We start from the raw sequence: 26,041 nt of genomic DNA on the forward strand, positions 1-26,041 counted from the left end.
TATAGGTGATGAGGAAAGCGGAAATCAAAACATACTTCTTATACTTTGTCCATATATATGAAGAAGAAAGGGGAATGACGATGGATGTAAGAGAACATACTTTTTTCTCTCTGCTTATTATTAGTTATTTTATTGCCTTTGGGGTTATACTTGGCGGTTCATTAATTGGTGGATTTGGTGCGTTTCTTATCGGAAAACCAGCTCTAACTTACATTAATCAATTCGCCCAAAATTTAAGAATTTGGGCACTCGTTGCAGCAATTGGTGGAACATTCGATACCTTTTATAGCTTTGAAAGAAGTTTCTTTGGCGGAGATATGAAAGATATCGTAAAACAAATTCTCCTTATTTTTTTCGCAACTGGTGGTATGCAAACAGGTCTCATTATTATTAAATGGCTAACGCAGGAACATGTATGAGAGTACCAAGTGCCAATACAGCAAAAAGATGGTACTTAGTATTAGCTGGTGCTGCTGTTGGAGGCGTGTTGAGCTGGTTTATTTTTTTGTACATATACGGTGTTTTTCAAGAAGAACAAGCTAGTAAAATAGCAGAACAAAGAGAAATTATAGAAAAACAAGAAGCAAAGCTCCACGTCCTTCTCGAAGATCAAGAAAAATTGAACACTGAAAATAAACGGCTCTTAACCATTCAAGAGATTAAAATAAAACTTATCAATCGAGAAAAATACGATTTAGACAATCTTACACTCGAAAATATGACTACATCTATCCATAATGATCTCCAGCATCTTTTAACGAAAAACATTCAAAGTATCGCAAAAAATAAAGACCTACTCAAAAAGGTAATCGAAAACAAAACGTACAAACATTACGATCGACTATACCGTTTTAAAGTCGATACAATATCTTTTGATACAGTGCTTGAAATTAGCATTACTATAGAAAAGGAAAAATAAAGAAGGAGGGCTTTAGCGCCGCTCCTTCTTTTCGTTCTAACATATAGTCCCTTATTTACAAATCTCACGTAAATCAGCAAAAAGACGATCCGCTTCTTCCCAAGAAGATGCCTTGGCACCAGAAGCCATCGGATGTCCTCCGCCGTTATATTGCATTGCCAATTTGTTTATAACTGGTCCTTTTGAACGAAGACGAACACGAATTACGTCGTCTTCCTCTAAAAATAGAACCCACGCCTTTAATCCATCAATATTGCCAAGCGCTCCAACAACACCAGATGCTTCAGAAGGAAGTACATCAAATTCTTCTAATACTTCTTTCGTTAATTTAATGTAAGCTGCTCCTTCTTCTACCACCGTAAAGTTTTGTAAAATATAACCGTTTAAACGAGCAATTTTTTCTTTTGTCTTATACATTTCATTGTATAAATCTGTGAATTTCACACCCATGTCAACAAGCTCACTTACGTAACGAAGTGTTTTTGCTGTCGTATTTGGGAATAAGAAACGACCTGTATCTCCAACAATTCCTGCTAAAATAAGGCGGGCTGCTTCTTTTGTTATTTTTAATCCTTTATCTTTTCCATAGTTATAAAACTCATAAATCATTTCACTTGTCGAACTCGCTGTCGTATCTACCCACGTAATATCTCCATATGGATTTTCATTTGGGTGATGATCAATTTTAATTAACATCTTCCCTTTTGTATAGCGTTGATCGTCAACACGTTCTTGATTCGCAGTATCACAAACAATAACAAGCGCATTTTCGTATATACTATCTTCAATATCATCCATTACTCGTAAGTATGCTAACGACGGTTCATTGTACCCAACCGTATAAATATTTTTCTCTGGAAACGATTCTTTTAGAATTGTACCAAGGCCACCCTGTGAACCTAATGCATCTGGATCCGGACGCACGTGGCGATGAATAATAATTGTATCAAACTCTTTAATTGCTCCTAAAATTTGCTCATGCATATGTATAATCTCCTTTTTAATCAACTTCTTCACTTTATCTCTCATTATAACGGAAAGTATTTCATACATGCGAACAATTGCTTTATAATAAAAGTTAGAAAGTTTAGATATTTCTTTTTTCTCCACTATTTTTTTCATAAAACGATGGGAGTGTTCATTATGCCAGTATTAGTCTTCTGTATTATCGTCTCATTTATGTTGTATCTCTTCTACAAAACAAAATACTTTCGTACAAACCGCCCAATGGAGAAAGGTTGGCTCTCTGGAAAATCCGCAATGGCACTCGGTTCATTCGTCTTATTCTTCGGGATAAACCAATTCTTTTTAGAACTTTCAACCGCTCGTATTATCGTTGGTATCTTATTCGTTCTATTTGGTAGTGCAAGTGTATTTAATGGATTTCGCCAATACAAACATTTCTTACCATTAGCAGTTAAAGAAGCAGAAGTCTATGAAACAACGTAAAAAAGCATCAAAATTGTGATGCTTTTTTACGTCCTCTAACTTTTAAAATCATATATGCGACAAACGCAGATGGTATATTAAATGGGTTACCTTGTACGTGAAAATGTAATTGTTCTTCTCCAAAAGACATTTTTTCATATAGCTCTCGCTGAGATAATCCTGTCTTTTCCTTTTTTTCATGTAAACCTTGTAAATATAAATATTGGATCGGTATCATTACAAGAAAGTAAAATAGTGCGATACTACCAAAAAAGAGTACGGCTGACGACATAATGTATACCACCTTCCATAAATCCATTTTCTTACAATATAATCATAACACAATATACAACCAAATTGAATTACTATTCTGTCTTTTCTTGCGTTACTTTTCCACTCCACCCCATACATATTTCACTAAAACTCTCATCTAAAATCATGCCTTTCAAATTTAAAACAACAAAAAAAAATGGAACAAATCAAAACGATTTGTTCCATCTTTTTATTTATCAATTAACTGAACCATAAGTAATGCTTTTCCAACGACATTACCTTCATGATGCACCTCTACATCAACCTTACCAAATTTACGCCCAATTTCTAATACTTTCGGATGAACGGATACAACATTATCAATTTGAACCGGCTTTACGAAATAAATTGTTAAGTTTTCAACAATTAAATCGCTTTTCTTTTGCGCACGAATAACGCGATTTGTCGCTTCTGTCACAATTGTTGCAAATACACCGTACGATAACGTTCCGATTGAGTTCGTCATTTGCGGCGTCACCGAAAATTGATATAGATGCTCATTCTTCGCTTCTTTTGGCGTCATAAATTGATTCGTTACAATATCATCAATTGTTTCTCCAACTTGTGGCTGACGTTGAATCATTTGCAGTGCCTGAAGTACATCTTGACGGCTAATAATACCTTGCAGTTTATTTCCTTCCTCAACGACAGGAAGTAATTCAATTCCTTCCCACACCATCATACGTGCCGCAGCTGCGACAGACATTTTACCATTCACTGTAATTGGGTGTTTTGTCATTACTTTATCAATTGGTGTTTCTTTCGCTACACCGATCATGTCTTTTGAAGTTACGATTCCTAGCACTTTTTTATTTTCATCGACAATTGGATATCTTCCGTGCATTGTCTCTTCATTATATGCATGCCATTGCTGTACTGTATCATGTGGCTTTAAATATAACGTTTCTTCAATTGGTGTTAAAATATCCTCAACAAGTACAATTTCTTTCTTAATCAGTTGATCATAAATTGCACGATTAATTAACGTTGCGACCGTAAATGTATCGTAGCTACTTGAAATAATCGGCAACTTTAATTCGTCTGCTAATTTCTTCACATGATCTTCCGTATCAAATCCACCCGTAATTAATACAGCGGCTCCAGTTTCTAGCGCTAATTGATGTGCATTCGTACGGTTACCAATAATGAGTAAATTCCCAGCTTCTGTATAGCGCATCATCGCTTCTAATTTCATAGCTCCGATTACGAATTTATTTAATGTTTTATGTAGTCCTTCTCTGCCCCCAAGTACTTGACCGTCGACAATGTTAACGACTTCTGCATATGTCAGTTTTTCGATATTTTCTTTCTTCTTTTGTTCAATTCGAATTGTTCCGACACGTTCAATTGTACTAACATACCCTTTATTTTCTGCATCTTTAATTGCACGGTAAGCTGTCCCTTCACTTACACTCAAATCTTTCGCAATTTGTCTTACAGAAATTTTATGGCCTACTGGCAGGCTATTAATATGTTCTAAAATTTGGTTATGCTTGGTAGCCAAATGGTTTCACCATACTTTCTTTTCCCTAAATTCTTCATGTGTTGTACTTTCAGTATACTATATTTTCAAAACTGTTACACTCTCTCTTTGCATACCTGTACTATTTTTTTTATAACAAAATGACTCTTACATTCCACCAGTCATTCTATTACAACAATGTAATGCTATTGTCATCTCATTCGATAGTTCGCCCACTTGATTCCCTATACAATGAAGACAAGAAATAAAACAAAGGAGCGTACACATGATGAAAAAATTTTTAGAGGTTGTAGGTGCTGTATTTTTAGCTTTCGTAGATGCGAAAAAAGTTGCAATGGAATTGAATGAAACACCTGAACAACCACGTACCAAAAGAAAAGAATCACCAAAACAAATACAAGCATTAAAAGCTGTTCTACACACGTAAAAACCCTTCACTTTTCTTTTCAAATGAAGGGTTTCTTTTCTATAGTGTAATACTTTCTCCAACTTCTAATACTTTCCCTGTACAATTTTGTAGCTTTTCTACAAATTGATATGGATCTTGTTCAATAACTGGGAACGTATTGTAATGCATCGGTACAACAGTTTTCGCATTAATCCATTTTGCCGCTAGTACAGCATCTTCTGGTCCCATTGTGAAATTATCACCAATTGGTAAAAATGCTAGATCAACTTTATTTAATTCCCCAATTAACTTCATATCAGAGAATAGTGCAGTATCTCCTGCGTGGTACACTGTTTTCTCTTCTGCTGTAAATAAAATACCTGCTGGCATACCTGTATATGTAATCGTCTTATTTGCTTCATCAATATAACTAGAGCCGTGGAATGCTTGTGTAAACTTCACTTTTCCGAAGTCAAATTCATGTGAACCACCAATATGCATCGGATGTGTATTTACACCTTGCCAACTTAAAAATGTTGCTAGTTCAAATGGCGCTACAACAACTGCATTATTTTTCTTCGCAAGTTCTACTGTATCTCCAACATGATCACCGTGTCCATGCGATAAAAGGATTGCATCCACTTTTACATCTTCAGCTTTTAAATCTGTTTTCGGATTACCTGTTAAAAACGGGTCAATTAAAATAACTTTTCCATTCGCCTCAATTTTCACAACTGAATGCCCATGATAAGATACTTTCATTATTACATTCCTCCCCTATTCACATTCTCACTTTTTATTCTACATGATTTTTCAATTCCCTGTCTTTTCTAACATCTATTTACTTGTCATAACGCTTTCTTCCGAGTTAAAGTTATATTTGTAATTAAATATCTCGGGGGTGCCAATCGATGAATGCTAGATTAGAAAATTTAATGCAATGGCTAAAAGAAAAAAACGTAGAAGCTGCGTTCTTAACTTCTACACCGAACGTCTTCTACATGACGAACTTCCACTGTGAACCGCATGAAAGATTACTTGGTATGTTTGTATTCCAAGAAAAAGAACCTATTTTAATTTGTCCTAAAATGGAAGAAGGTCAAGCACGTAACGCTGGCTGGGCACATGAAATTATCGGATTTACTGATACTGACAGACCATGGGATATGATTGCAAAAGCAATTAAAGACCGCGGCATCAATGCAAATGCAGTTGCAATTGAAAAAGAACATTTAAACGTAGAGCGCTACGAAGAATTAACGAAATTATTCCCAAATGCAGCTTTCAAATCAGCTGAGGAGAAAGTTCGCGAACTTCGTTTAATTAAAGATGAAAAAGAACTTTCTATTTTACGCGAAGCAGCTAAAATGGCGGACTACGCTGTTGAAGTTGGTGTAAATGCAATTAAAGAAAACCGTAGCGAGCTAGAAGTATTAGCAATTATTGAACACGAATTAAAAACAAAAGGCATACATAAGATGTCATTTGATACGATGGTATTAGCGGGTGCAAACTCTGCTCTTCCACACGGTATTCCTGGCGCAAACAAAATGAAGCGCGGTGATTTCGTACTATTTGATTTAGGTGTAATCATTGAAGGTTATTGCTCTGATATTACACGTACAGTAGCATTCGGTGAGATTTCTGAAGAGCAAACTCGCATTTACAACACTGTACTTGCTGGACAACTACAAGCAGTTGAAGCATGTAAACCAGGTGTTACACTTGGCGCAATCGATAACGCTGCTCGTTCTGTTATCGCAGATGCAGGTTACGGAGACTTCTTCCCGCACCGACTTGGTCATGGACTTGGAATTAGCGTACACGAATATCCAGATGTAAAAGCTGGTAACGAGTCTCCATTAAAAGAAGGTATGGTCTTCACAATCGAACCTGGTATTTACGTACCAAACGTAGGTGGCGTTCGTATTGAAGATGATATTTACATTACAAAAGACGGATCAGAAATTTTAACGAAATTCCCGAAAGAATTACAATTTGTAAAATAATAAAAAGGCAGCGTGAATGCTGCCTTTTTTTATTCCTCTACTATTTCAAATTTCTCTACAATCATTCTTGCTGGATAGCTTTCAAGTATTTGAGAAAACCATACTTTTATTTTATCCCCTGTTTTTAACTGTTTATATGCGTCTTTGTCCTTAAAGCTCAAGACTATATGTGATGGATGCTCTTTATTCATTTGTTGTTCTATATAATTTTGCAACTCTACTTTTGTTTCAAACGTTTTATCATCGGCAAAAAATACCGTGTCATTTCTTAATATGATATACCCTTCTTTAGGGACTTCTTTTACCGTTACCTGCTCTACTTGTTTTGTAGTACAAGCTGATAATATGACTAGAAATACACTTAAAAACATAACAATTTTCACATGCCTATTCATTTTTAACTCCTTACTTTAGGCTATTTCAAATTTAACACCATCTTCTCCTCATACTTATCATCCCATTTAATTACAACTTCTATCGGTTCATCTTTAGATAGAGGTGCACAACTTACACAAGAAGATTTTATTTCAACCCTTGCTCCTTTATGAACTTCTGACGTTTGTGTCATTGTACTAAAGGCTCCATTAATAGCAATCTCTAAGTTTTTAAATTCTGTCTTTCCATCCCCACCCTTATATTGAAACGTAAACATTCCATCTTCACTGTCATCCTTAATATGCCCTTTATATTGTCCAGTCCAACTTTTGCTCTCGCTAGAAAAATTAACATACGAAATGGAACAGCTTCCTAAAAAGAAAATACTAATAAAAAAGAATAATGCTCTCTTCATAATGCCCTCTCCATTCAAATGCACTTATTTATTGTCTATTTCTTCCTCTTATTATATTATAAAAATACAGAATTTTCTAAAACAGGAGGTTTATATGTTACAACAACAGTTAGAAAAAATTCGTAATAATAATTACATCATAGATAACACACTTCATATTGATTCTTTAAGTTCCAGTATGCTTGAACATATCGGTGTTACTGATAACTACTTAAGGGACAAACTCATCTACTCTACTTTTTATCATCTCATCAAAAATCGCTATCTTTCACACACACAATTACAGAAACTATTATTAGAAAGCATCGGTGAAAAATATTTATTGTATAAGATTCATTCAGATGATGAAGATGCTGTATTTACTCGTGCATTTACAACCTTATTAATTGCGCTCATTATAGATGCAGATACAACTCATAATTTCTTATCACAGAATGATATTTTAACTGTAAAAGATCAATTAATTCTATATATGAACAATGAACATGATTTCCGCGGATATGTGCAAGACCACGGATGGGCACATAGTATCGCACATGCTTCCGATACATTTGAGGCGCTTGTTCATAGTCCTAAACTAGAAACTTTACATTACGAAGAGATATTAAAAACTTTGTTAAACAAAGTTTTTGTCCATTCTATTTACTATAAATACGAAGAAGACGAGCGTCTCGTTTATCCGATTGTCGCAATGCTGCAAAATGGCCTGAAAGAAGAAATACTCATATTAGCCCTTCGTGACTTAGTAGCTCAATTACCGGTCCAAAAACAAGCACTACCTATTGAATCGTACGAGTTTTTATATGGAAATACAAAATCTTTCTTACGTAGCTTATTTTTCAGACTACGCACACTTTCTATATGTGAAGAAACCGAATTCGAAATTGAAAAATTGCTACAAGAGCTTCCAAAATATTATTAAAAAAGAAGGCCACTCAAAAAGTGCCTTCTTCTATTTCACTAATATTTAATTGAAATTTCACGATCCAAACTGAGAAAAGGTGGACAAGAAGCGCAAACGCCATACATGCTCCACTTAAAAAAGTTAGTATAGGATGCGAATACACGTGCCCCAACCCATAGGATATCGCCACGAAAAACATTGTTATGTAAATATAAATTGCTCCATGTATTTGCCTCATATAAACCTCCTTTTCCCATATTATAACATAAATTTTCTGATTATTCACATTAATTACTTGTAATCAATATTTCTCAACTGTTACACCTCTTACAGCAGCCTTAATATACGGTGACCCTTGTAAACTTTGTAAATCCTCTGTTTTTCCTGTTACGACTATACCGTATATTGGTAGGTCTTTTGGTTTGGTGTTTTTTATTTCTTTATAATATTGTTCAAAATAATCACTTGGTATACCTTCACTATTTTTTGTTAAATACTTCATTTGGTACAGAAACTCTTTTGAGTTTATTGTTAAATCGTTTTTCACATCTTCTTTTACTTTTGCATAACTTCCTTCAAATCCAAAAACATTTCTAGCCATTTCCGCATTTAATACTGCGCCATTTTTAGGATCTTTTAACCCTACATAAGAATCACTTTTCTTTTCATTATATGTATCTACCCAAAACCAAACTGGCTGTACACTTTTCGGAAGCATCTCAATAATTTGTTCAGCTGTATAAGATTTATCAAAAGATAGGGCTACTTCTGCAACTTTATTTTGCAAATCTCCAATATTTTTCAGGTCATCCACATAATTTTTATAAGTAACGAAAGGTAAATAAAACCTCATTTCCCTCTGCATTGTTTGCACATTATAATCTGGTATCGTAACAGCCTCTTCACCCCTTTTTTCCTCATCTAGACTAACAAGTTCACCATTGTAATGCTTCATACTATAACTCCATATACCAGATTCGTATATATCATTTACCCATTTCACTGGTTGACCAGCTATATTTTTATAAGAGTTATATATTACTGTACTTCCTGTCATACCAAGACTTAAATACATGCTTCCGCTGAAACGGATATTAGGCCCTTGAACCATATGTAGTGCATTCATTTCTCTTTCCATTTTTCTAAATGTTTGCTGAGAAAAGTAAGTTGCACCCAAAAACAAAGTTACTATAACCATAATGGACGCACAAATAGAAATAAGCCAGTTTCTCCAAAACTGCTTCCTCTTCGCTCTCTTCATCAAAGTCTTCATCTGCTTATCATTCATATTCAAATCAAAGTCCTTCCGACTCATCATTTCTCCTCCTATACAGTTTCTTAAATTGATTTCTTGCACGGTACAAGCTTGTTTTTACTGTATCTTCTTTCATACTTAATAAAATGGCAATTTCCTTATAAGATAGTTCATACTCATATTTCAACAGTAAAATATGACGATAATCCTCCGTCATCGTCTCCAATATTTCTTGTACTTCTCCTTGTAACTCCCTTGTTAAAAGCACTTCATCTAATGACTTTTGCCCAATAAGAACGACTGATTCAATTGCGATTGGATTTAGTCTTTTTTCTTTCCGGTGCAAATCTCGGTGCTGGTTGATTGCAACTCTAAATAGCCACGGTGCTAAATGTCCTAACGGTATTTCCTCCATAAGCAATAAAGCTTTATACAACGTATCTTGCACAATATCTTCTGCTTCTTTTCTATCTGCTCCAATCTTAATCAAGTATCCAAAGACAGCTTTTGATTTCTCTACTAATAACGATTCAAACGTATCATGACTCATTCGGCTCTCCTCTCTATATACTCAACGTTTGAGAGCGTAAAATGTATACAGCTTTTCTAAAAAAAAATTCCATAATAAAAAGCACATCCATTTTGATGCGCTTCTCTGAAATACTATTCTATTATTTCATCGCTTCCTTCACAACATCTTGAATCATAACAACTTCTGTTTTCATATCAATAGACGGTGCTTCTTCATCGATACATTCATACCAAAATGCTAAGTGCTTTTTATCAATTTCATGATGCGAATTTTCGACAAAAATACCACCTTCTCCTTGCACAGAATACCAATATAAGTACTCTTCTCCATCTCTTATTTCCCGGAAAATTGTCTCAACGTACATTTTTTCGTCGTTTAATGTCAAAAGCACTTCTTTCAAATTGTCATTAAGAAGCTGCATCCATTCATCTACTCGATGACTCTTACCAGGCTTAACTTTAAATCTTGTTAATTCTACATTCATTTTTATTCCCCCGTTTTCTTACGTACAAACAAACTATATTCTATTGGATGATAAAAACTTAATTTACTAGCTAATTTTCGCGAAGGAATATTGTCTACATAACAATCCCAGCTCGGTATAATGTCATTTTGCATGCAATGTTCAATGAACCTTGTCGCAACAGCTTGAGCTAATCCTTTCCCTTGATGCGCTTCATGTGTTGCAATATCTATTTCAGCAAAACCATTCCCGCTAAATATTGAGACACATTCAGCTACAATTATCCCATCTTGTTCTATACAAAATCCAAAACCACTGTTCAAAAACGTTTCTTTTGATCCCCAATACTCTTTGTAGTACTCCTCTTTAAATTCACTGCTGCGCTCTATATCTCTTCTATCAATACGCTTCACTTCATATGTATTTTTGTTAAAATCTCGTTGACTCTCTTCAAAGGTTACGCTTTGAAATTTCATTCGCGGGATGTTCCGAAGTACATTACTAAAACGCTCTTCTATCATCATTTCCCACTCTTCACTCGAAGTGAACAGTGTAAATCTCTTCTCTGTTTTTTCAATAGCCGTTTTTAAATATGAAAATAACTCTTCGTTATAATTTTGATCATCCGTATCACCAAATAAATAATAGATACCATTAGCTGTAATAATTAATCCTGCTGTTAATTGCCCGTTTATAAAAACCTCACCATCTATCATTTGATCACATACCGCATAAGCAAACGTCGTCGTTCTTGTATTACCTTCTAAAACCGGAAGAACTTTTCTATAATCGGCTACAGATAATTTTTTCATAATTGCTCCACTTTAATCGTATCAGCCTCTATATGTTCAAAACAAAGATTTACCGTTCTCTTTAATGCTCTTGTTCTATGAATCGTACATGCTGGAATTAAAATAGAATCATTTGGCTTTAAAACCGCTGTTTCTCCATCTTCAAAATCAATAAGTAATTCTCCCTCTAGCACAATAAATAATTCATCCGAATTAGAATGATAGTGCCAATCATATTCACCAGTAAATACAGCGATTCGTAAACAATGACTGTTTATATTTGAAACGACGAAGTTTTTATGTTGATCTTGAATGTCTTTTGTTAATTCTATTAAGTTCACAGTTTCCATATTTCATCCCATCCTTTCGTTAGTCGTTCTTCTGAAAAATTAACTTAATCTCCCCCATCACTTGAGCTACTACAATCACTGCTACTGTAGTGACCGAATCCACTTGATGAGCTTGAAGCGTATGAAGATTTTTTGCTTCTTTTTCTATCTTTTTTACTTTCATGACTAGGCCATACTGTAGCAAAGAGTATAACGAATAAGGCTAATTCTATTACAACAAGTATAAATTCTAGAATGCTCTCAATAATATTGGGAGTTATCCCAAAACTGTAAAACACTCCAAATGAATACATACACAAAATTACATACAGAGCCATACAAATATACCAGAATGTTTTTTCTATCATAATGACTACTTTTTGTGAAAAAGGTATGTTCTGTTCCTGTTTTTTCTTTATGTACTTTTGTCTTTTAGCTTGCTTTTGCTTCCTTTTTTTACTCCCCATTGAATCCCCTCTTTTATTATATAATTCTAAATTATCATAATAAAAATCGATTTACACCAATAAATAACAATTATTCACATGTTATTTCCCCATATAAAAAAGACCCTCCTTATGAAAAGGAAGGTCTCAAATGTATTTCTATTATGATAAAGCAGGAGCTTTTTCAAGTAACTCTTTCGCATCAGCGTATTGTAAGCCGTGAGCTTCTGCAACTGCTTCAAATGTTACATATCCATCTAATGTGTTAATACCTTTTAATAATGCAGAGTTGCCTAGGCAAGCATCTTTATAGCCTTTGTTAGCAATTTGTACTGCATATGGTACTGTTACGTTTGTTAATGCAAGAGTTGACGTACGTGGAACCGCACCTGGCATATTAGCAACTGCATAATGAACAACGCCATGTTTTTCGTAAGTTGGGTTGTCATGAGTTGTAATACGATCAGTTGTTTCGAAAATACCACCTTGGTCAATCGCAATATCTACAACGACAGAACCTGGTTCCATTGATTGAATCATTTCTTCAGTTACAAGTTTTGGCGCTTTTGCACCTGGAATTAACACTGCTCCAATAACAAGGTCAGATTCTTTAACAGCTTCTGCAATGTTGTATGGATTAGACATTAATGTTTTTACTTGGTTACCGAAAATATCATCTAATTGACGAAGACGTTCTGCACTTAAGTCAATGATTGTTACATCTGCACCTAAACCTACTGCAATCTTAGCTGCATTTGTACCAGCTTGACCACCGCCGATGATTGTTACTTTGCCGCGTTTTACCCCTGGAACGCCTGCAAGTAAAATACCTTTACCGCCTTTGTTTTTCTCAAGGAATTGTGCACCGATTTGTGCAGACATACGACCAGCTACTTCACTCATAGGTGCAAGTAATGGTAAAGAACGATTGTCTAATTGTACTGTTTCGTATGCAATTGATGCAACTTTGTTATCGATTAATGCTTTCGTTAATTCTGGTTCTGGAGCTAAGTGTAAGTATGTGAATAAAATTAAACCTTCACGGAAATAGCCGTATTCACTTGCTACTGGCTCTTTTACCTTCATAACCATATCTTGATTCCATGCTTCTTCAGCAGTTTCTACAAGTTTCGCACCAGCTTGTACGTATTCTTCATCCGTAAAACCAGATCCTAAACCTGCTCCTTTTTGAACAAAAACTTCATGACCATTTTGTACTAAATGTACTGCTCCCGCTGGCGTCATTGCCACACGGTTTTCATTGTTTTTAATTTCTGTTGGAATACCGATACGCATGATTAGTTCCCCCTTGAGTTATGAAATGACCCCTGAATCATTTTTTAAAGCGCTTTCTACGCTCTTATATTTTAACATAATATCTCAATATTTGACAAAAAATAATACAAGTTTTCCGATAGATTTAATTTTATATTAAAAGACAGTATTATCCGCACCTCTCAGCACAATGGATAAACTGTCCAATTATTTGAAACTTCATCTTATTTTATTCTATCGATGTCTATGAATAACATCCACTGCACCAGTCACTTCAATAATTGTACCGGTAATCATATCGGAATCTTCCTCACATAAAAACGAAATGGTTCTTGCAATATCTTCACCTGTTCCAGATCTACCAATCGGTGTGTTATGCTCTTTTAGCTGACGTGCTTCTTGAATAGTCGCCTCTTTCATATCGCCAATAATATCACCAGGACATACCATGTTCGCAGTAATACCATACTCCGCTTCTTCATAAGCAACTGTTTTCGTTAATGAAACAAGTCCTACTTTCGCCGCTGCAAAAGCTGAACGATAAATCCATCCCGGTGCACTATCCGCCCCTTGAAATCCGTAATTAATAATACGGCCAAAGTTCTGTTTTCTCATGACCGGAACGACAAGTTTTAATAAATGAAATACCGCTGTTAAATTTCCCTGAATCATTTCATTCCATTCATCTTCTTCATAATCAACTAACTTTTTTCGTTCAAATACATATGGACCAGCATTATTAATTAAAAAGTCAATTTTGCCAAAACGGCTCATCGCTTCTTCTACTATTTTATGTAAATCTTCCTTCTTCGTGACATCTGCTTGCACGAATTGTAGACGCTCTTCCACATCTTTATATGTTTCTTTCATCGTTTCCATAGCGGTGATATCGCTATGGTACGTTACTGTTACTGAATAGCCTTTAGCCAATAACTTTTCTGTTACTTGCTTTCCTAAACCTTTCGTACCGGCTGTAATGAGCGCATGTCTCACAAAACTGCCCCCTTTTAAATTGCTATACTTCATATGTAACAAGTTCTCGCTCCAATTACAACTAAAATGAATTGAAACAGAGTTTTCAAAATTCTGTAACGTTTCTGGCAAGCACGTTACCAAAATTTGTTTTATAATTAAGTTGTAAACAGTTATAAAACAGATTGGGAGGAATTTACTATGAATAATACATATACAAATATTTTAATCGCGGTGGATGGTTCTAAAGAAGCAGAAAAAGCCTTTAAAAAAGCAATTCAAGTCGCAAAGCGCAACAATGCAACATTAACAATCGCTCATATCGTTGATGTAAAAGCGTACTCAGCAGTAGAGGCTTATAGCCGTGCAATTGCTGAACGTGCAAATCTATTTGCAGAAGACTTATTAGAAGACTACAAAAAAACTGCGCTTGAAGCTGGTCTTGAAAAAATTGAAACTGTATTAGAATTTGGTAATCCTAAATCTAAAATTTCAAAAGAAATCGCTCCAAACCATAAAGTAGATTTAATTATGTGTGGTGCGACTGGTTTAAATGCTGTTGAACGCTTCCTAATCGGTAGCGTCTCTGAACATATTATTCGCTATGCGAAATGCGATGTCCTTGTTGTTCGTGGTGATGAGGAGCAAGGTGATCTTTAATTTACAGATAAAACACCAAGTCCACATAGGCTTGGTGTTTTTCATTTTATCAACTTCACTATAAACACAAGACATGCTACGACAACAACGGTAATTGCCAATACATAAGGCGGCAGAAACTTCAAAGACCATAATGCCATCATGATTGTCGCAACTGTTAAATACGTTTGCTTTGCATCTTCTGTCATTTTTTTACGAAGTAAGAAGACGTACAAATAGCCAATTGGCGGCGTAATGAAACAAAGAACATATATGATTTTTGATTTTAAATACCATTTTTGTTCTCCAAGTTTCTTTATATCCCCTTCTATTCTCTTATGCTCTTGTTCTCTCGCTTCTTCTACAAGTGGGTCTTCCTCTTCTCCTCGCTTTTCTTTCATATAAGGAAGAAAGTGCATAAAAAAATAGTATGCGAATACGAACGCTCCAAATCCAATATTTAATCTTTCTAATGGAATATGCTCACTAAAAAAAGCAGCAGTAAGCACTAAAGACAAACAGTACGTCATCATCCAAAATGAACGTTTTCTCTTTTTCCGTTCCATTTCTTTTTTACCTTGTATATCTTTTCTTTTCGAAAGCCATATAGAAATAAAGCAATCTACTACAAATAGAGAAAAGATAAATATCGCAACATGTACTGTTTCTACATTTCCAAATGAAAATACGTTTGGGAATGCAACATGCAATACAATTAGCGTGTACAAAATTAGCCCTATAAAATAAATACGTCTCATTTTTCATCCCTTTCTTATTTCCTAACATTACGTTAACATACATTTTTTAGAAATAGACGGACAAAATATATATGTGTAAAAAAGGAGGATGCTATATGGATGATTCTGAACGCATTATTTTAGACGTGAACGGAAAAGAAATTGAAATGCTAGATACGATTCGCACTCATTTTAAAGAGAAACATGGCGTTGAACTAAGTAATGGTGCATTGCTTCGTGATTTGATGGATATTGAGTATATTCGAATTACGGAAGATCGACATAAGTATGATTAAAAGAAAAACGACTGCAGGCGAATGCCATCAGTCGTTTTCTTTCTTTATTTAAGCTCTTGATGCTTCCCGCCCATACCACCTGGCTCATTGCTATCTTGGTGTACAGTTAGTTTATTTGTTTTCGCATCTTTTAAAACTCTATATGTATATGATTCATTTGGTTCATCTTTAAACTGCACATTCATTCCATACGAATCCATTTTGCTATAAAAGGCCGGTTTTATATATAAAATATCACTTTCTTTATATCCTTTCTCTTGCAAATGCCACATCGTTGCGATAATCGCTTCCTCTTGCTTCTCTTTTTCACCAACAGACAAATATTTGTCCAAGAGAAATACTTTAGCATTTGCAAGTAAGCTGATTAATAGTACGACTATAAATATTATTTTTTTCATAGATTCCCCTGACCTTTAATTGTAATATTTGACTATATCATAACTTTAATGCCGATAAAAAGAAAGTACGCTAGACTTTAACAGACTAGCGTACTTTCCAACTCAATTCCTAATAACTTCTTTCGTTAACCCCTTCGCCTTCTCCAAAGCGTTTTTGATTTGTTCAAACCCTGTCCCACCAGCACTATTACGACGCTTTACAGCCGCATATGGTGAAAGAACTTCATACAAATCTTCTTCAAATAAAGAGCTCATTTCTTGATATGTTTCAAGCGGGACATCTAATAAATAAATTCCTTTTTGTGTGCAATGTAGCACTAACTTCCCAACAATTTCATGAGCTTGGCGGAATGGTAGTCCTTTGTTTGCTAAGTAGTCGGCAATTTCTGTTGCGTTGGAGAAATCTTGCGTCACAGCTTGCCCCATTTTTTCTTTGTTTACAGTCATCGTTTCAAGCATGCCCGCCATAATATGAAGACATCCTTCTACTGTTTTGACTGTATCAAACATTCCTTCTTTATCTTCTTGTAAGTCTTTATTGTAAGCGAGTGGTAATCCTTTCATTACTGTAAGTAAACTGAATAAATTACCGTATACTCTGCCTGTTTTACCACGGATTAGTTCCGCCATATCCGGATTTTTCTTTTGCGGCATAATGCTGCTTCCTGTCGCGTATTGATCGCTCATTTCAATAAATTGAAACTCTTGGCTACTCCATAAAATAAGTTCTTCACAAAAGCGTGATAAGTGCATCATAAGCATAGATGAGTTACTTAAAAACTCCAGTATGAAATCACGATCACTTACTGCATCTAAACTATTTTCATAGATTCCATTAAACCTAAGAAGTTCCGCACTATATTCTCGGTCGATCGGGAATGTCGTCCCAGCTAGCGCTCCTGCTCCTAATGGGGAGATATTAATACGCTTTAATGAATCTTCATAACGATTCACATCACGCTCTAACATCCAAAAGTAAGCAAGAATATGATGAGCAAATGAAATCGGCTGGGCACGCTGTAAATGCGTATAGCCAGGCATAATTGTCTCAATGTTATTTTCTGCTTGATGTACAAGAACAGTTTGCAATTGTTTTGTAGCTTTTATAATATGTTCTACCTTTTCTTTTAAATACAAATGCATATCTGTCGCCACTTGATCGTTACGACTTCGGCCTGTATGAAGTTTCCCTCCTACTTCACCGATTTTTTCAATTAACATCTTTTCAATATTTAAATGAATATCTTCAGCTTCAACCGAAAAATGCAATTTATTTTGTTTCGCTTCTTCTAATAAATATTGAAGACCTATCTTTATTTTCTCTGCCTCTTCTTTCGTAACGATGCCTTGCTTTGCTAGCATCGTGACGTGCGCAATACTTCCTTTTATATCTTGATTTACTAATTGTTGATCGAAGGAGATGGATGCTCCGAACTCTTCAACCCATGCTTCCGCTTCTTCTGTAAAACGTCCGCCCCAAAGTTTGCTCACGCTTCCACCTTCTTTTGATTCACTTGGCTGTATACTTTCGTCGGTAAACCGAATAATGAAATGAATCCAACTGCTGCATCATGATTAAATTCATCTTGAGCAGTATATGTTGCTAATTTTTCATCGTATAAAGAGTATTCAGATTTACGTCCTTCTACAATCGCATGACCTTTAAATAATTTCACACGCACTGTACCTGTTACATTCTTTTGCGTTTCTTGTAAAAATGCATGAAGCGCTTGTTTTAAAGGCGAGAACCATAAACCATTATAAATAAGTTCTGTTATTTTCTGTTCAATCACTGGTTTAAAATGTGCTACTTCTTTTACGTGTGTTAAATCTTCCAACTCTTTATGCGCAGTGATTAACGTCATTGCTGCTGGGCATTCGTATACTTCACGAGATTTAATACCGACAAGACGATTTTCTACGTGATCAATACGTCCAACGCCGTGTTTTCCAGCAAGCGCATTTAACGTTTTAATTAATTCTGCAAGTGAATATGCAGTGCCATTTAAAGTAGTCGGTACTCCTGCTTCAAATCCGATTTCTACAAACTCTGGTTTATTCGGTGTATCTTCTAATGCCAATGTCATCTCATATGCATCTTCTGGCGGCGCTGCCCATGGATCTTCTAAAATTCCACATTCGTTGCTGCGTCCCCATAAGTTTTGATCGATTGAAAACGGGCTATCTAAATTAATCGGAATTGGTACATCGTTTTCTTTTGCATATGCAATTTCTTCTTCACGTGACCATTTCCATTCACGTACAGGCGCAATCACTTCTAAGTAAGGATTTAATGCTTGGATAGAAACTTCAAAACGAACTTGGTCATTTCCTTTCCCTGTACATCCGTGTGCAACTGCAGTTGCGCCTTCTTGTTCTGCGATTTCCACTAATTTCTTCGCAATAAGCGGACGAGATAATGCAGAGACAAGAGGGTATTTCCCTTCGTATAATGTGTGTGCTTGCATCGCCATCAATGCATATTCGTTTGCAAATTCTTCTTGAACATCAATCATATATGATTTAATTGCACCTACTGAAAGTGCCTTTTCTTTTACAAATGCTAAGTCTTTACCTTCCCCTAAGTCTAAACAAAGCGCGATAATATCATAATTCTTCTCTTGTAACCATTTAATTGCAACGGAAGTATCAAGACCTCCGGAATATGCTAATACAACTTTTTTCTTCTCCATTTTGCATCCCCCTAAAGAATAAATATTCATTTTCTTTTATAATAATTCACACTTTACCACCTTTCACAAAATGTATCAAGAGTCATTTTCAAATTTTTTCAAACAATTTCGTCGAACTTCTTTCTGTTTTTCTGTACAATATAAGCAGGAAAACGGGGGTGAACTTATGGAAAAGTATTTCTTATACGATGAACATCTAGGAATTGAAATTCCACATTTACAAGAAGACTGGGAAGAAATCCCCGAAAAAATGCAACATGCTATTTTACTAAAATGGGAACAAGTTCGCGGGAAAATTCCTGATCGTATAAAAGAACTTGAGCACTATATTAATACAAAACAACATTATTTAAATAACGAAGAAGACTTCGAAGTTTCTTGTAAACTAAATTCAGAAATTGCCGATCTTGCTTCTATCATTAATGACCTTTGGCTTTGGTATCGACTCACTCAAAATGTATCTGAGGGGAAAGCACACCAATGAAAAAAGCATGCCCCTCAATTACTTTGGGTCATGCTTTTTTGTCGTAACAAGATTTACAATATATTTCTTGTGCTGTTTTCGCCAAACATACATCGAATGGACCAACTAATATACTTCTTTCTTTCGGCAACTTTACAAAAGCAACAAGCTCTTCTTCATATTGAATTTTTTTCTGACATGAAATGCATATTAATTCTTTTCTTTTGAACATGTCTTTTAGCATACCTTCACTCTCCCCTTCATCTATCTATATTAATATACTCTCATAATAGTTAAGACTTGTAAAAAAATGACACATTCTGAATCGAATGATTCATATACTATGTACAAAAGGAGGTTTAAAAATTATGCGTGCTTTCGTTATTATCACTTTAACTTTTTTAAGTGTGATTAGTTGGGATGCGTTTTTTAAAGATAAAAGTGATGAAAAGAACACAACAGAATAAAACCCTTTTTTTCTTACTTATTGGACAAACCGTTATAAACTGTCCAATCCTCCGAAATAACTTAGGCTTTTCTACAAAAATATTTAAACATAACATTTTTTGTAGATTCCCTCCGTTTATTGTCGGTTTCCATCCGCATACATTTTTTAAAAGTATGATATAATAGTATAAATCTTGAAGGAAGGGATTTTGATATCATGATCGCTCGAAGGAGCATGTGGCATCGTATTGACGAATCATACACGTAGCGTATTTTTTAGCTCAGATACTTTAGTCTAGCGAAAAAAATACGAGAGTGGGGAAATTATGATTGCCCGAAGGATAATTTGGCAAAAAAAAGACTCTTCTTACACATAGCGTTTTGTTTAGGACTTAATTGTTACTAACTAAACAAAACAAAGAAGAGCAGGATTGCTAAATGACGAATCCTACTCCACGTTTTGTTTAGTCGTTTTAAGACTTAAACTAAAACGAAGGTAGGGAGAATTGATGGACGAGAGGATTATTCGTTATTTCTTCAGCGACATATAGCGTAGTTAGTTTTTTCGTAAACTAACTGAAAGCTACATGTGAGCTCGTAGTTAGTTTACAACACAAAAAGGACTACTAACTACGGAAAGAAGGAATAACGATGAGGAACATCCAAAGTCGGCAAATTATTAAAGAAATTTTTATGGTTTTAATCGGTTCATTTATTTTAGCAGCAGCGCTATATCACATTCACTTCCAAAATCACTTAACAGAAGGTGGCTTTGTAGGAATTGCACTATTCATTCAAAACTTTTATGATATTTCACCATCTATTTCAACTGTATTAATGGATATCCCAATTATTTTACTGTGTGCTTCATTTTTAGGTAGAAAAATGGTTGGCTACTCATTCTTAGGTTCAATTTCATTCGGAGTATTTTATTCCTTTATGGAAAATTATTCTCCATTTACGGTAGATTTATCAAATAACTTATTTATAGCTGCAGTAGTTGGCGGTGCGTTAGCTGGTATTGGACTCGGTTTTATATTGCGATTTGGCGGTGCAACCGGTGGAGACGATATTTTAACAATTGTATTAAGTAAACGAACTCGTTTTACAATTGGGCAAATTTTCTTCGTCTTTGACGCGATTGTTCTTGCGCTTTCATTATATTATTTAAATTGGACAGAAATTGCTTTTACTATTCTTTCGATTGCCGTACAGGCAAAAACATTGGATTTAATTTATTATCCAAAAACAGAAAAAACAGCAGAAAAACAGCCAGTATCTGTTCCAATGTCCAAAAAACATGCAACAAATTAAAAAAGCGAAAGGCTTCGGCCTCTCGCTTCTTTTATGCTCTTTTTTCTTTCTCGACTATATGGCGCACTTGATAAAATCTATTTGCAAATTCAGTAACGTTTCTTGTTAAACGATAATTCACTGTAGATCCAATTGCCATTCCAATTACCGGAATACCTTGGAATAATTTACGACGAAGAGCATAAATCGAAAATGTCTTCAAAATTTGTTTTAACACAACTTCAGTAGAAGCTGTTTGTAACACTGCTTCGTCTCCTTCATAAAAGAACGAATCTTCTTGTTCCAGCTCTTGCAATAAATTGTACCATGCGTATTGCTGAAGTCTTCCTGGTAGTAATGACGCGTGAAACACCTTTAACGCAAGCATCATTTCATAGGGCTTGTTCACATCATGTCCAAATGATGTTGCAATAAGTTGGACTGCCTTCACATTTAACGCGATCATAACCGGAAAATCCGCCGTTAATAATAATAAACCTCCAGCACCTGTCGCCCCGCCTTGCACAAATGAATATAGACGATGACGTGCTGTTTGCTGCTCTGCTATGTATGTTAACTGATCAATAGATAATGCTTTCAAATCTTCAAGCTGTTCAATCGATTCATCAAATAATCTCGATGTTCCTAAAATCCGATTACGTGCGTCTAACTGTGCTTGTGAACTTTGAATAAATGCATGCAAATGAAAGAGCCATCCATCTGCTTTCGTGAAGAATTCTTTTCGCTTTTTCTCAGGTAATTTCGCAACTGTAGTATGTAACCATTTATCAAACACTTTTTGAAAATCGGTCGCTTCTTGCTCAACTAATTGCGCTTCCCATTCTTTTATATTGTCTAAAATGGCTTGTTCTCGCTTCGATCGCATCGTAACAACCACCTCGTTCGATTTTTTTCTATTGTAACATATTTCTGCTTATTCTTTACAAATATGCTTGTATATCTCTTTTCACATACCCTTTATGAGTGACATAAAATAATAGCAAAAAGGATGAGATACTTCACATGAATCTATCCAATCTAAAACAAAACTATAACGCAGTATTCAGCTTAGGACAAAACTGTTGGCCTGCTTGGGCATTATATCAATTAGAATTATCACCATTTTTTGGCGTTATTGATTTTATGCTAAGTCCTTCATTAACGAAAGTAAATTTATTATTACAAAATCGATTTGACCGTTTTTTAAATTCCGAAAATCTATCCTTCATCTCATTTTGGGATGATGATGCCAAATTAAGATTAAGGGACAACCTTTATGAAATTGACTCCTGTCATGACTTTAAAACAGATGTAAACACACCAAATTATTGGCCTTCTTATACAGAAATTAAGTTAAACTATGAACATCGAATTAATCGTTTTCTAACTACAATTGAAACTGCAGAATCCATATTGTTTATTCGAACTGGAGGAACATATGAAGAAGCATGTTCCCTAGAACAAATTTTATCTCAAATCGTTACACATACATTCTCTGTCCTATTACTAATTCCTGCCGATATACCAACTATCACCCAAGAAGATTGGGGATTACAACGTACTTGCGTTATGAAATGTCCTATTATGGATGTATACCAATACAATGAAGCATTTTGGAAAGACTTATTTGATGGAATTACAGTTAGACCACACACTTAAATACACGATACTTTTATCACACCATACATTATAATCGTCCTTATACGAAACAAATAAGGAGTGATTCTATATGTATCCACGTGCAAAAGCTTTCGGTCTTGCTGTACATCAAGATCGCCTTCTCGTACAAGAATATCATACAGAAGGCGAAACATATTATCGTCCTCTTGGCGGTTCCATTGAACTTGGTGAAAAATCAGCACATACTGTTATTCGGGAGTTTACAGAAGAGCTTCATACGGAGATAGAAATCATCAATTATTTAGGTTGTTTAGAAAATGTCTTTCATCTAGATGGGGGCATTGGTCATGAAATCATTCAACTATATTCTTTGCGTTTATTAGACACATCACTATATGAAATGAAAATATTAAATATACAAGATGAGCAAACAGTAGCGTATGCGAAATGGATTCCTATTACGGCATTCATTCAGAAAGAAAAAATATTATATCCGGATGGAATTTTAAAATATATCCAAAAGAAAAAAGACGAGATCCTATAGGATCTCGTCTTTCTTTTCATATATTAACCAATATCTCCAAGACGTAGTACGTCACGAGCAATCATAACTTCTTCGTCAGTTGGAATTACGATAATTTTTACTGGAGAGTGTGGGAAGCTGATGAATGCTTCTTCACCGAATACGTTATTACGTTTTACATCGAAGTATACGCCCATGTACTCAAGGCCTTCTAATACGCGCTCACGAATAATCGCACTGTTCTCACCTACACCAGCTGTAAAGATGATTGCGTCTACACCTTTCATACGAGCTGTGTAAGAACCGATGTATTTGTGGATACGGCTTACGAATACATCAAGTGCTACTTTCGCACGGTGGTCGCCTTCTTCTTCTTTCGCAATGATGTCACGTAGGTCACTAGAGTAACCAGTAAGACCTAACATACCACTCTTCTTGTTTAATACGTTAACTACTTCTTCTACTGTTTGGCCTGTTTTTTCCATGATGTATGGAATTAACGCAGGGTCAAGGTTACCAGAACGTGTACCCATTGTTACACCAGCAAGTGGAGTGAAGCCCATAGAAGTATCGATAGATTTACCGCCTTCTACTGCTGCGATACTTGCACCGTTACCTAAGTGACAAGAAAGTAAGCTTAAGCTTTCAATTGGACGACCTAATAATTCAGCCGCACGCTCAGTTACATATTTATGAGAAGTTCCGTGGAAACCGTATTTACGGATGCCGAATTTTTCATAGTACTCATATGGTAAGCTGTATAGGAATGCAGATTCCGGCATTGTTTGGTGGAATGCTGTATCGAATACTGCTACTGCTGGTACGTTTGGTAATACTTCTTGGAATGCTTTAATACCAACAACGTTTGCTGGGTTATGAAGTGGTGCTAAATCGCTTAATTCTTCGATATCAGCTAATACTTCATCAGTAATTAAAACAGAGTCAGCAAATTTTTCGCCGCCGTGAACAACACGGTGACCGATACCGCCAATCTCATCTAGAGATTTAACGATTCCGTTTTCAGTTAATTTTTTAAGAAGCATATTAACTGCTACTGCGTGATCTGGAATGTTTGTAATTTCTTTTTGTTTTTCGCCATCTACAGTAATAGTGAAGATACTATCTTCTAAACCGATACGTTCTACTAAACCTTTTGTTAATACTGTTTCACTTGGCATTTCAAATAATTGGAATTTTAAGGAAGAGCTTCCTGCGTTAATCGCGATGATTTTTGACATCTAGTCTTTCGCCCCTTTTTCTCTTGGTAGTTGTGTGGATGTTTCCACAAACCGCTCGATTTTATCTAATCAAATTTACTAAATATGAAAACGTTTCATCATTAGCAAATTTTATACTCACGATTTTAATTTAAACATCGTCCGACATATATTTCAAGTGAAAAAATTGTAACACCAAGAAAAAATATATATTACAGATTTCAAAAAAATTCAGTTAAATCTAGTATATATTTAAAAATATGACATATTATATAAAACTGTACTACATGAATCACTAACTCTGTTACATATACCCAGCTTTATTTATGTGTTGCAAACCAAGTATTTAATTGATCCATAATGTTCTCCATCGCCTTCATGTTAGAGAATTTAGGCAACTCCACTAATAACGCCTGTTTTGGCATTGTTACATTAGAGCCTTTCTTTTGGAGAACAAATATACTTTTTGCATTTTTCTCGTTTTTAAACATGGAAACAGGTAGCTGTAATAACCCTTGAATAAAGCATGTTTCTTTAATAAATGCATGTAATTTTGGTGCCTGTTCACTTTCAAAAATAAAGTTTGGTACTAAGAAGAATAAGTACCCGCCCTCTTTCGTATGCTTCACACTTTGTTCAATAAATAAGTGATGGGCATACGACATTCCTTCATCTGCTTTTAATTTATATTCACTGGCACCGATTTCGTTTGGATAGTAACCAATCGGTAAGTCTGAAACGACTGCATCAACTGGATCGATATAAAGTGGTGCTAGTCCATCTTGATGGAAGAATTCGATTGCATGCTTTTGTAAATTTGCATTTACTAAAGCAAGTTTAATTAGCACTTCATCCACTTCTACACCAAATCCACTCATTGTTAGTCCTTCTTTGGCGCTATTAAACACTGTAGTCATTAAATTTCCTGTTCCAATTGCAGGATCTAAAACTGTAATTTCGTTTTGACCTTGCATAAATTTATGGAATAAGTAACTCATGAACATCCCAACTGCATCAGGCGTCATTTCATGATTCGCTTGTACGCCTTCTTTCATTCCTTTTAAGATGGCTAACTGAAATGCTTTACGAATTTCTTCACCTTTATATGTTTCTTCATTAAACGTACTATATTCACGATTCAGCCTTTCAATTGCTGATTCGGATAATTCCTCTTGTAAAATCGCTCCCTCAAACAAGTTATCACCTGTTTCTACAAGCGCCTCTAAATATGTCACATCTAATTCTTTACGTAAAACTACCGCAGAAGAATCAAAAATAGAAAATAATGTTTCCACTGTCTGACTCACGTACATTCCTCCTTCTCTCTTTTACACATAACTTATATCATACCACAAAGTGATTTTTTCCAAAAAGAAAAAGCGACCTCCTGTAAAGAGCTCCCTCTCAAGTTATATATGA

General features: G+C 35.1%; 35 protein-coding genes. 12 read left to right on the forward strand and 23 right to left on the reverse strand.

What is annotated here, in order from left to right; genetic code table 11:
• Positions 1-5: 5 nt before the first annotated feature.
• Positions 6-419 (forward strand): YtrH family sporulation protein, encoded by a 414-nt coding sequence (locus N2V79_RS22570; RefSeq protein ID WP_002005839.1) that lies wholly within the window; start codon positions 6-8, stop codon positions 417-419.
• Positions 416-919, forward strand: coding sequence for a sporulation membrane protein YtrI (gene ytrI / locus N2V79_RS22575; protein WP_001265736.1), 504 nt, complete (start codon positions 416-418; stop codon positions 917-919). Before N2V79_RS22570 ends, ytrI begins: the two co-directional genes overlap by 4 nt.
• A gap of 51 nt (positions 920-970) precedes the next feature.
• On the opposite strand, the gene N2V79_RS22580 is transcribed toward ytrI, so the two are convergent.
• Positions 971-1,903, reverse strand: a complete 933-nt coding sequence (locus N2V79_RS22580; RefSeq protein WP_340720225.1) for a DHH family phosphoesterase — start codon at positions 1,901-1,903, stop codon at positions 971-973.
• A 159-nt stretch (positions 1,904-2,062) separates the two neighbouring features.
• Here N2V79_RS22580 and N2V79_RS22585 point away from each other — a divergent pair, with 159 nt between their 5' ends.
• Entirely contained in the window at positions 2,063-2,368 is a 306-nt protein-coding gene (locus N2V79_RS22585; protein WP_001144766.1) for a YtpI family protein, read from the forward strand.
• Between the two features lie 7 nt (positions 2,369-2,375).
• Here the strand turns inward: N2V79_RS22585 and N2V79_RS22590 are convergent, their stop codons facing one another.
• Together N2V79_RS22590 and N2V79_RS22595 are read right to left on the reverse strand one after the other, a co-directional pair.
• Entirely contained in the window at positions 2,376-2,639 is a 264-nt protein-coding gene (locus N2V79_RS22590; RefSeq protein WP_000093046.1) for a DUF3949 domain-containing protein, read from the reverse strand.
• Positions 2,640-2,849: 210 nt separating this feature from the next.
• A complete protein-coding gene (locus N2V79_RS22595) occupies positions 2,850-4,163 on the reverse strand; it encodes a CBS domain-containing protein (protein WP_000201579.1) in 1,314 nt (437 codons plus the stop codon).
• Positions 4,164-4,407: 244 nt separating this feature from the next.
• On the opposite strand from N2V79_RS22595, the gene N2V79_RS22600 reads away from it, so the two are divergent.
• Positions 4,408-4,569, forward strand: coding sequence for a hypothetical protein (locus N2V79_RS22600; protein ID WP_095690147.1), 162 nt, complete (start codon positions 4,408-4,410; stop codon positions 4,567-4,569).
• 39 nt (positions 4,570-4,608) lie between these two features.
• Here N2V79_RS22600 and N2V79_RS22605 read toward each other — a convergent pair whose 3' ends face one another.
• Positions 4,609-5,292: a metal-dependent hydrolase gene (locus N2V79_RS22605; RefSeq protein ID WP_053563563.1), complete on the reverse strand. Its 684-nt coding sequence runs from the start codon at positions 5,290-5,292 to the stop codon at positions 4,609-4,611.
• 149 nt (positions 5,293-5,441) lie between these two features.
• On the opposite strand from N2V79_RS22605, the gene pepQ reads away from it, so the two are divergent.
• Complete coding sequence (pepQ, locus tag N2V79_RS22610; RefSeq protein ID WP_000994037.1) at positions 5,442-6,539, forward strand: Xaa-Pro dipeptidase; 1,098 nt, start codon at positions 5,442-5,444, stop codon at positions 6,537-6,539.
• A 29-nt stretch (positions 6,540-6,568) separates the two neighbouring features.
• Here pepQ and N2V79_RS22615 read toward each other — a convergent pair whose 3' ends face one another.
• Together N2V79_RS22615 and N2V79_RS22620 are read right to left on the reverse strand one after the other, a co-directional pair.
• A complete protein-coding gene (locus tag N2V79_RS22615; protein ID WP_001079430.1) occupies positions 6,569-6,934 on the reverse strand; it encodes a DUF3221 domain-containing protein in 366 nt (121 codons plus the stop codon).
• 20 nt (positions 6,935-6,954) lie between these two features.
• Positions 6,955-7,329 (reverse strand): hypothetical protein, encoded by a 375-nt coding sequence (locus N2V79_RS22620; RefSeq protein ID WP_000816700.1) that lies wholly within the window; start codon positions 7,327-7,329, stop codon positions 6,955-6,957.
• A 94-nt stretch (positions 7,330-7,423) separates the two neighbouring features.
• Between N2V79_RS22620 and N2V79_RS22625 the strand changes: the two genes are divergently transcribed.
• Positions 7,424-8,251, forward strand: coding sequence for a DUF2785 domain-containing protein (locus N2V79_RS22625; RefSeq protein WP_071731421.1), 828 nt, complete (start codon positions 7,424-7,426; stop codon positions 8,249-8,251).
• A 13-nt stretch (positions 8,252-8,264) separates the two neighbouring features.
• On the opposite strand, the gene N2V79_RS22630 is transcribed toward N2V79_RS22625, so the two are convergent.
• The 9 genes from N2V79_RS22630 to N2V79_RS22670 form a co-directional block, all read right to left on the reverse strand.
• Complete coding sequence (locus N2V79_RS22630; RefSeq protein ID WP_001248905.1) at positions 8,265-8,471, reverse strand: hypothetical protein; 207 nt, start codon at positions 8,469-8,471, stop codon at positions 8,265-8,267.
• Between the two features lie 63 nt (positions 8,472-8,534).
• Positions 8,535-9,548, reverse strand: coding sequence for an anti sigma factor C-terminal domain-containing protein (locus N2V79_RS22635; RefSeq protein ID WP_071731420.1), 1,014 nt, complete (start codon positions 9,546-9,548; stop codon positions 8,535-8,537).
• A complete protein-coding gene (locus N2V79_RS22640; RefSeq protein WP_071731419.1) occupies positions 9,529-10,038 on the reverse strand; it encodes an RNA polymerase sigma factor in 510 nt (169 codons plus the stop codon). Before N2V79_RS22640 ends, N2V79_RS22635 begins: the two co-directional genes overlap by 20 nt.
• Before the next feature lie 121 nt (positions 10,039-10,159).
• The gene (locus tag N2V79_RS22645) at positions 10,160-10,504 is read right to left on the reverse strand and encodes a DUF6176 family protein (protein ID WP_001100204.1); all 345 of its coding nucleotides are present in this window, start codon (positions 10,502-10,504) and stop codon (positions 10,160-10,162) included.
• A gap of 2 nt (positions 10,505-10,506) precedes the next feature.
• Positions 10,507-11,295, reverse strand: a complete 789-nt coding sequence (locus N2V79_RS22650; protein ID WP_000736718.1) for a GNAT family N-acetyltransferase — start codon at positions 11,293-11,295, stop codon at positions 10,507-10,509.
• Positions 11,292-11,624 carry a cupin domain-containing protein gene (locus N2V79_RS22655; protein ID WP_000450933.1) on the reverse strand — a complete coding sequence of 111 codons (333 nt, stop codon included), beginning with the start codon at positions 11,622-11,624 and terminating at the stop codon, positions 11,292-11,294. The genes N2V79_RS22650 and N2V79_RS22655 overlap by 4 nt, the downstream gene beginning before the upstream one ends.
• Positions 11,625-11,668: 44 nt before the next feature.
• Positions 11,669-12,070, reverse strand: coding sequence for a hypothetical protein (locus N2V79_RS22660; protein ID WP_340720226.1), 402 nt, complete (start codon positions 12,068-12,070; stop codon positions 11,669-11,671).
• A 141-nt stretch (positions 12,071-12,211) separates the two neighbouring features.
• Positions 12,212-13,345 carry an alanine dehydrogenase gene (gene ald, locus N2V79_RS22665; RefSeq protein ID WP_001219401.1) on the reverse strand — a complete coding sequence of 378 codons (1,134 nt, stop codon included), beginning with the start codon at positions 13,343-13,345 and terminating at the stop codon, positions 12,212-12,214.
• Positions 13,346-13,558: 213 nt separating this feature from the next.
• Positions 13,559-14,350 (reverse strand): SDR family oxidoreductase, encoded by a 792-nt coding sequence (locus N2V79_RS22670; protein WP_095691524.1) that lies wholly within the window; start codon positions 14,348-14,350, stop codon positions 13,559-13,561.
• Between the two features lie 147 nt (positions 14,351-14,497).
• On the opposite strand from N2V79_RS22670, the gene N2V79_RS22675 reads away from it, so the two are divergent.
• Complete coding sequence (locus tag N2V79_RS22675; protein WP_001066672.1) at positions 14,498-14,956, forward strand: universal stress protein; 459 nt, start codon at positions 14,498-14,500, stop codon at positions 14,954-14,956.
• Positions 14,957-14,997: 41 nt separating this feature from the next.
• On the opposite strand, the gene N2V79_RS22680 is transcribed toward N2V79_RS22675, so the two are convergent.
• A complete protein-coding gene (locus tag N2V79_RS22680) occupies positions 14,998-15,693 on the reverse strand; it encodes a hypothetical protein (RefSeq protein WP_095690143.1) in 696 nt (231 codons plus the stop codon).
• Positions 15,694-15,788: 95 nt separating this feature from the next.
• Here N2V79_RS22680 and N2V79_RS22685 point away from each other — a divergent pair, with 95 nt between their 5' ends.
• Positions 15,789-15,968 (forward strand): hypothetical protein, encoded by a 180-nt coding sequence (locus N2V79_RS22685; protein ID WP_000342760.1) that lies wholly within the window; start codon positions 15,789-15,791, stop codon positions 15,966-15,968.
• 44 nt (positions 15,969-16,012) lie between these two features.
• Here the strand turns inward: N2V79_RS22685 and N2V79_RS22690 are convergent, their stop codons facing one another.
• From N2V79_RS22690 to N2V79_RS22700, 3 genes are all read right to left on the reverse strand, one after another.
• Positions 16,013-16,366 carry a DUF3139 domain-containing protein gene (locus tag N2V79_RS22690; RefSeq protein WP_053563558.1) on the reverse strand — a complete coding sequence of 118 codons (354 nt, stop codon included), beginning with the start codon at positions 16,364-16,366 and terminating at the stop codon, positions 16,013-16,015.
• Positions 16,367-16,468: 102 nt separating this feature from the next.
• Positions 16,469-17,857, reverse strand: a complete 1,389-nt coding sequence (argH, locus tag N2V79_RS22695; RefSeq protein ID WP_098851848.1) for an argininosuccinate lyase — start codon at positions 17,855-17,857, stop codon at positions 16,469-16,471.
• Entirely contained in the window at positions 17,854-19,059 is a 1,206-nt protein-coding gene (locus tag N2V79_RS22700; RefSeq protein ID WP_000412315.1) for an argininosuccinate synthase, read from the reverse strand. The genes argH and N2V79_RS22700 overlap by 4 nt, the downstream gene beginning before the upstream one ends.
• Before the next feature lie 166 nt (positions 19,060-19,225).
• Here N2V79_RS22700 and N2V79_RS22705 point away from each other — a divergent pair, with 166 nt between their 5' ends.
• Positions 19,226-19,543: a hypothetical protein gene (locus tag N2V79_RS22705; RefSeq protein ID WP_000417218.1), complete on the forward strand. Its 318-nt coding sequence runs from the start codon at positions 19,226-19,228 to the stop codon at positions 19,541-19,543.
• A gap of 28 nt (positions 19,544-19,571) precedes the next feature.
• Here N2V79_RS22705 and N2V79_RS22710 read toward each other — a convergent pair whose 3' ends face one another.
• Positions 19,572-19,766 (reverse strand): hypothetical protein, encoded by a 195-nt coding sequence (locus N2V79_RS22710; protein WP_000910273.1) that lies wholly within the window; start codon positions 19,764-19,766, stop codon positions 19,572-19,574.
• An 854-nt stretch (positions 19,767-20,620) separates the two neighbouring features.
• Here N2V79_RS22710 and N2V79_RS22715 point away from each other — a divergent pair.
• A complete protein-coding gene (locus N2V79_RS22715) occupies positions 20,621-21,283 on the forward strand; it encodes a YitT family protein (RefSeq protein ID WP_001244515.1) in 663 nt (220 codons plus the stop codon).
• 31 nt (positions 21,284-21,314) lie between these two features.
• On the opposite strand, the gene N2V79_RS22720 is transcribed toward N2V79_RS22715, so the two are convergent.
• On the reverse strand, positions 21,315-22,148 hold the full coding sequence (locus tag N2V79_RS22720; protein WP_001256853.1) for an EcsC family protein: 834 nt from the start codon (positions 22,146-22,148) through the stop codon (positions 21,315-21,317).
• A 137-nt stretch (positions 22,149-22,285) separates the two neighbouring features.
• On the opposite strand from N2V79_RS22720, the gene N2V79_RS22725 reads away from it, so the two are divergent.
• Positions 22,286-22,921 carry a DUF1796 family putative cysteine peptidase gene (locus tag N2V79_RS22725; RefSeq protein ID WP_078400668.1) on the forward strand — a complete coding sequence of 212 codons (636 nt, stop codon included), beginning with the start codon at positions 22,286-22,288 and terminating at the stop codon, positions 22,919-22,921.
• Between the two features lie 70 nt (positions 22,922-22,991).
• Positions 22,992-23,426 carry an NUDIX hydrolase gene (locus N2V79_RS22730; protein WP_078400669.1) on the forward strand — a complete coding sequence of 145 codons (435 nt, stop codon included), beginning with the start codon at positions 22,992-22,994 and terminating at the stop codon, positions 23,424-23,426.
• Positions 23,427-23,449: 23 nt separating this feature from the next.
• Here the strand turns inward: N2V79_RS22730 and ackA are convergent, their stop codons facing one another.
• Positions 23,450-24,643, reverse strand: a complete 1,194-nt coding sequence (gene ackA, locus N2V79_RS22735; protein ID WP_053563553.1) for an acetate kinase — start codon at positions 24,641-24,643, stop codon at positions 23,450-23,452.
• A 299-nt stretch (positions 24,644-24,942) separates the two neighbouring features.
• Positions 24,943-25,929 carry a class I SAM-dependent methyltransferase gene (locus N2V79_RS22740; RefSeq protein ID WP_016512246.1) on the reverse strand — a complete coding sequence of 329 codons (987 nt, stop codon included), beginning with the start codon at positions 25,927-25,929 and terminating at the stop codon, positions 24,943-24,945.
• Between the last annotated feature and the right edge of the window lie 112 nt (positions 25,930-26,041).

Source organism: Bacillus sp. CH_70 (genome assembly GCF_038007045.1).
GTDB classification, from domain to species: Bacteria; Bacillota; Bacilli; order Bacillales; family Bacillaceae_G; genus Bacillus_A; species Bacillus_A cereus.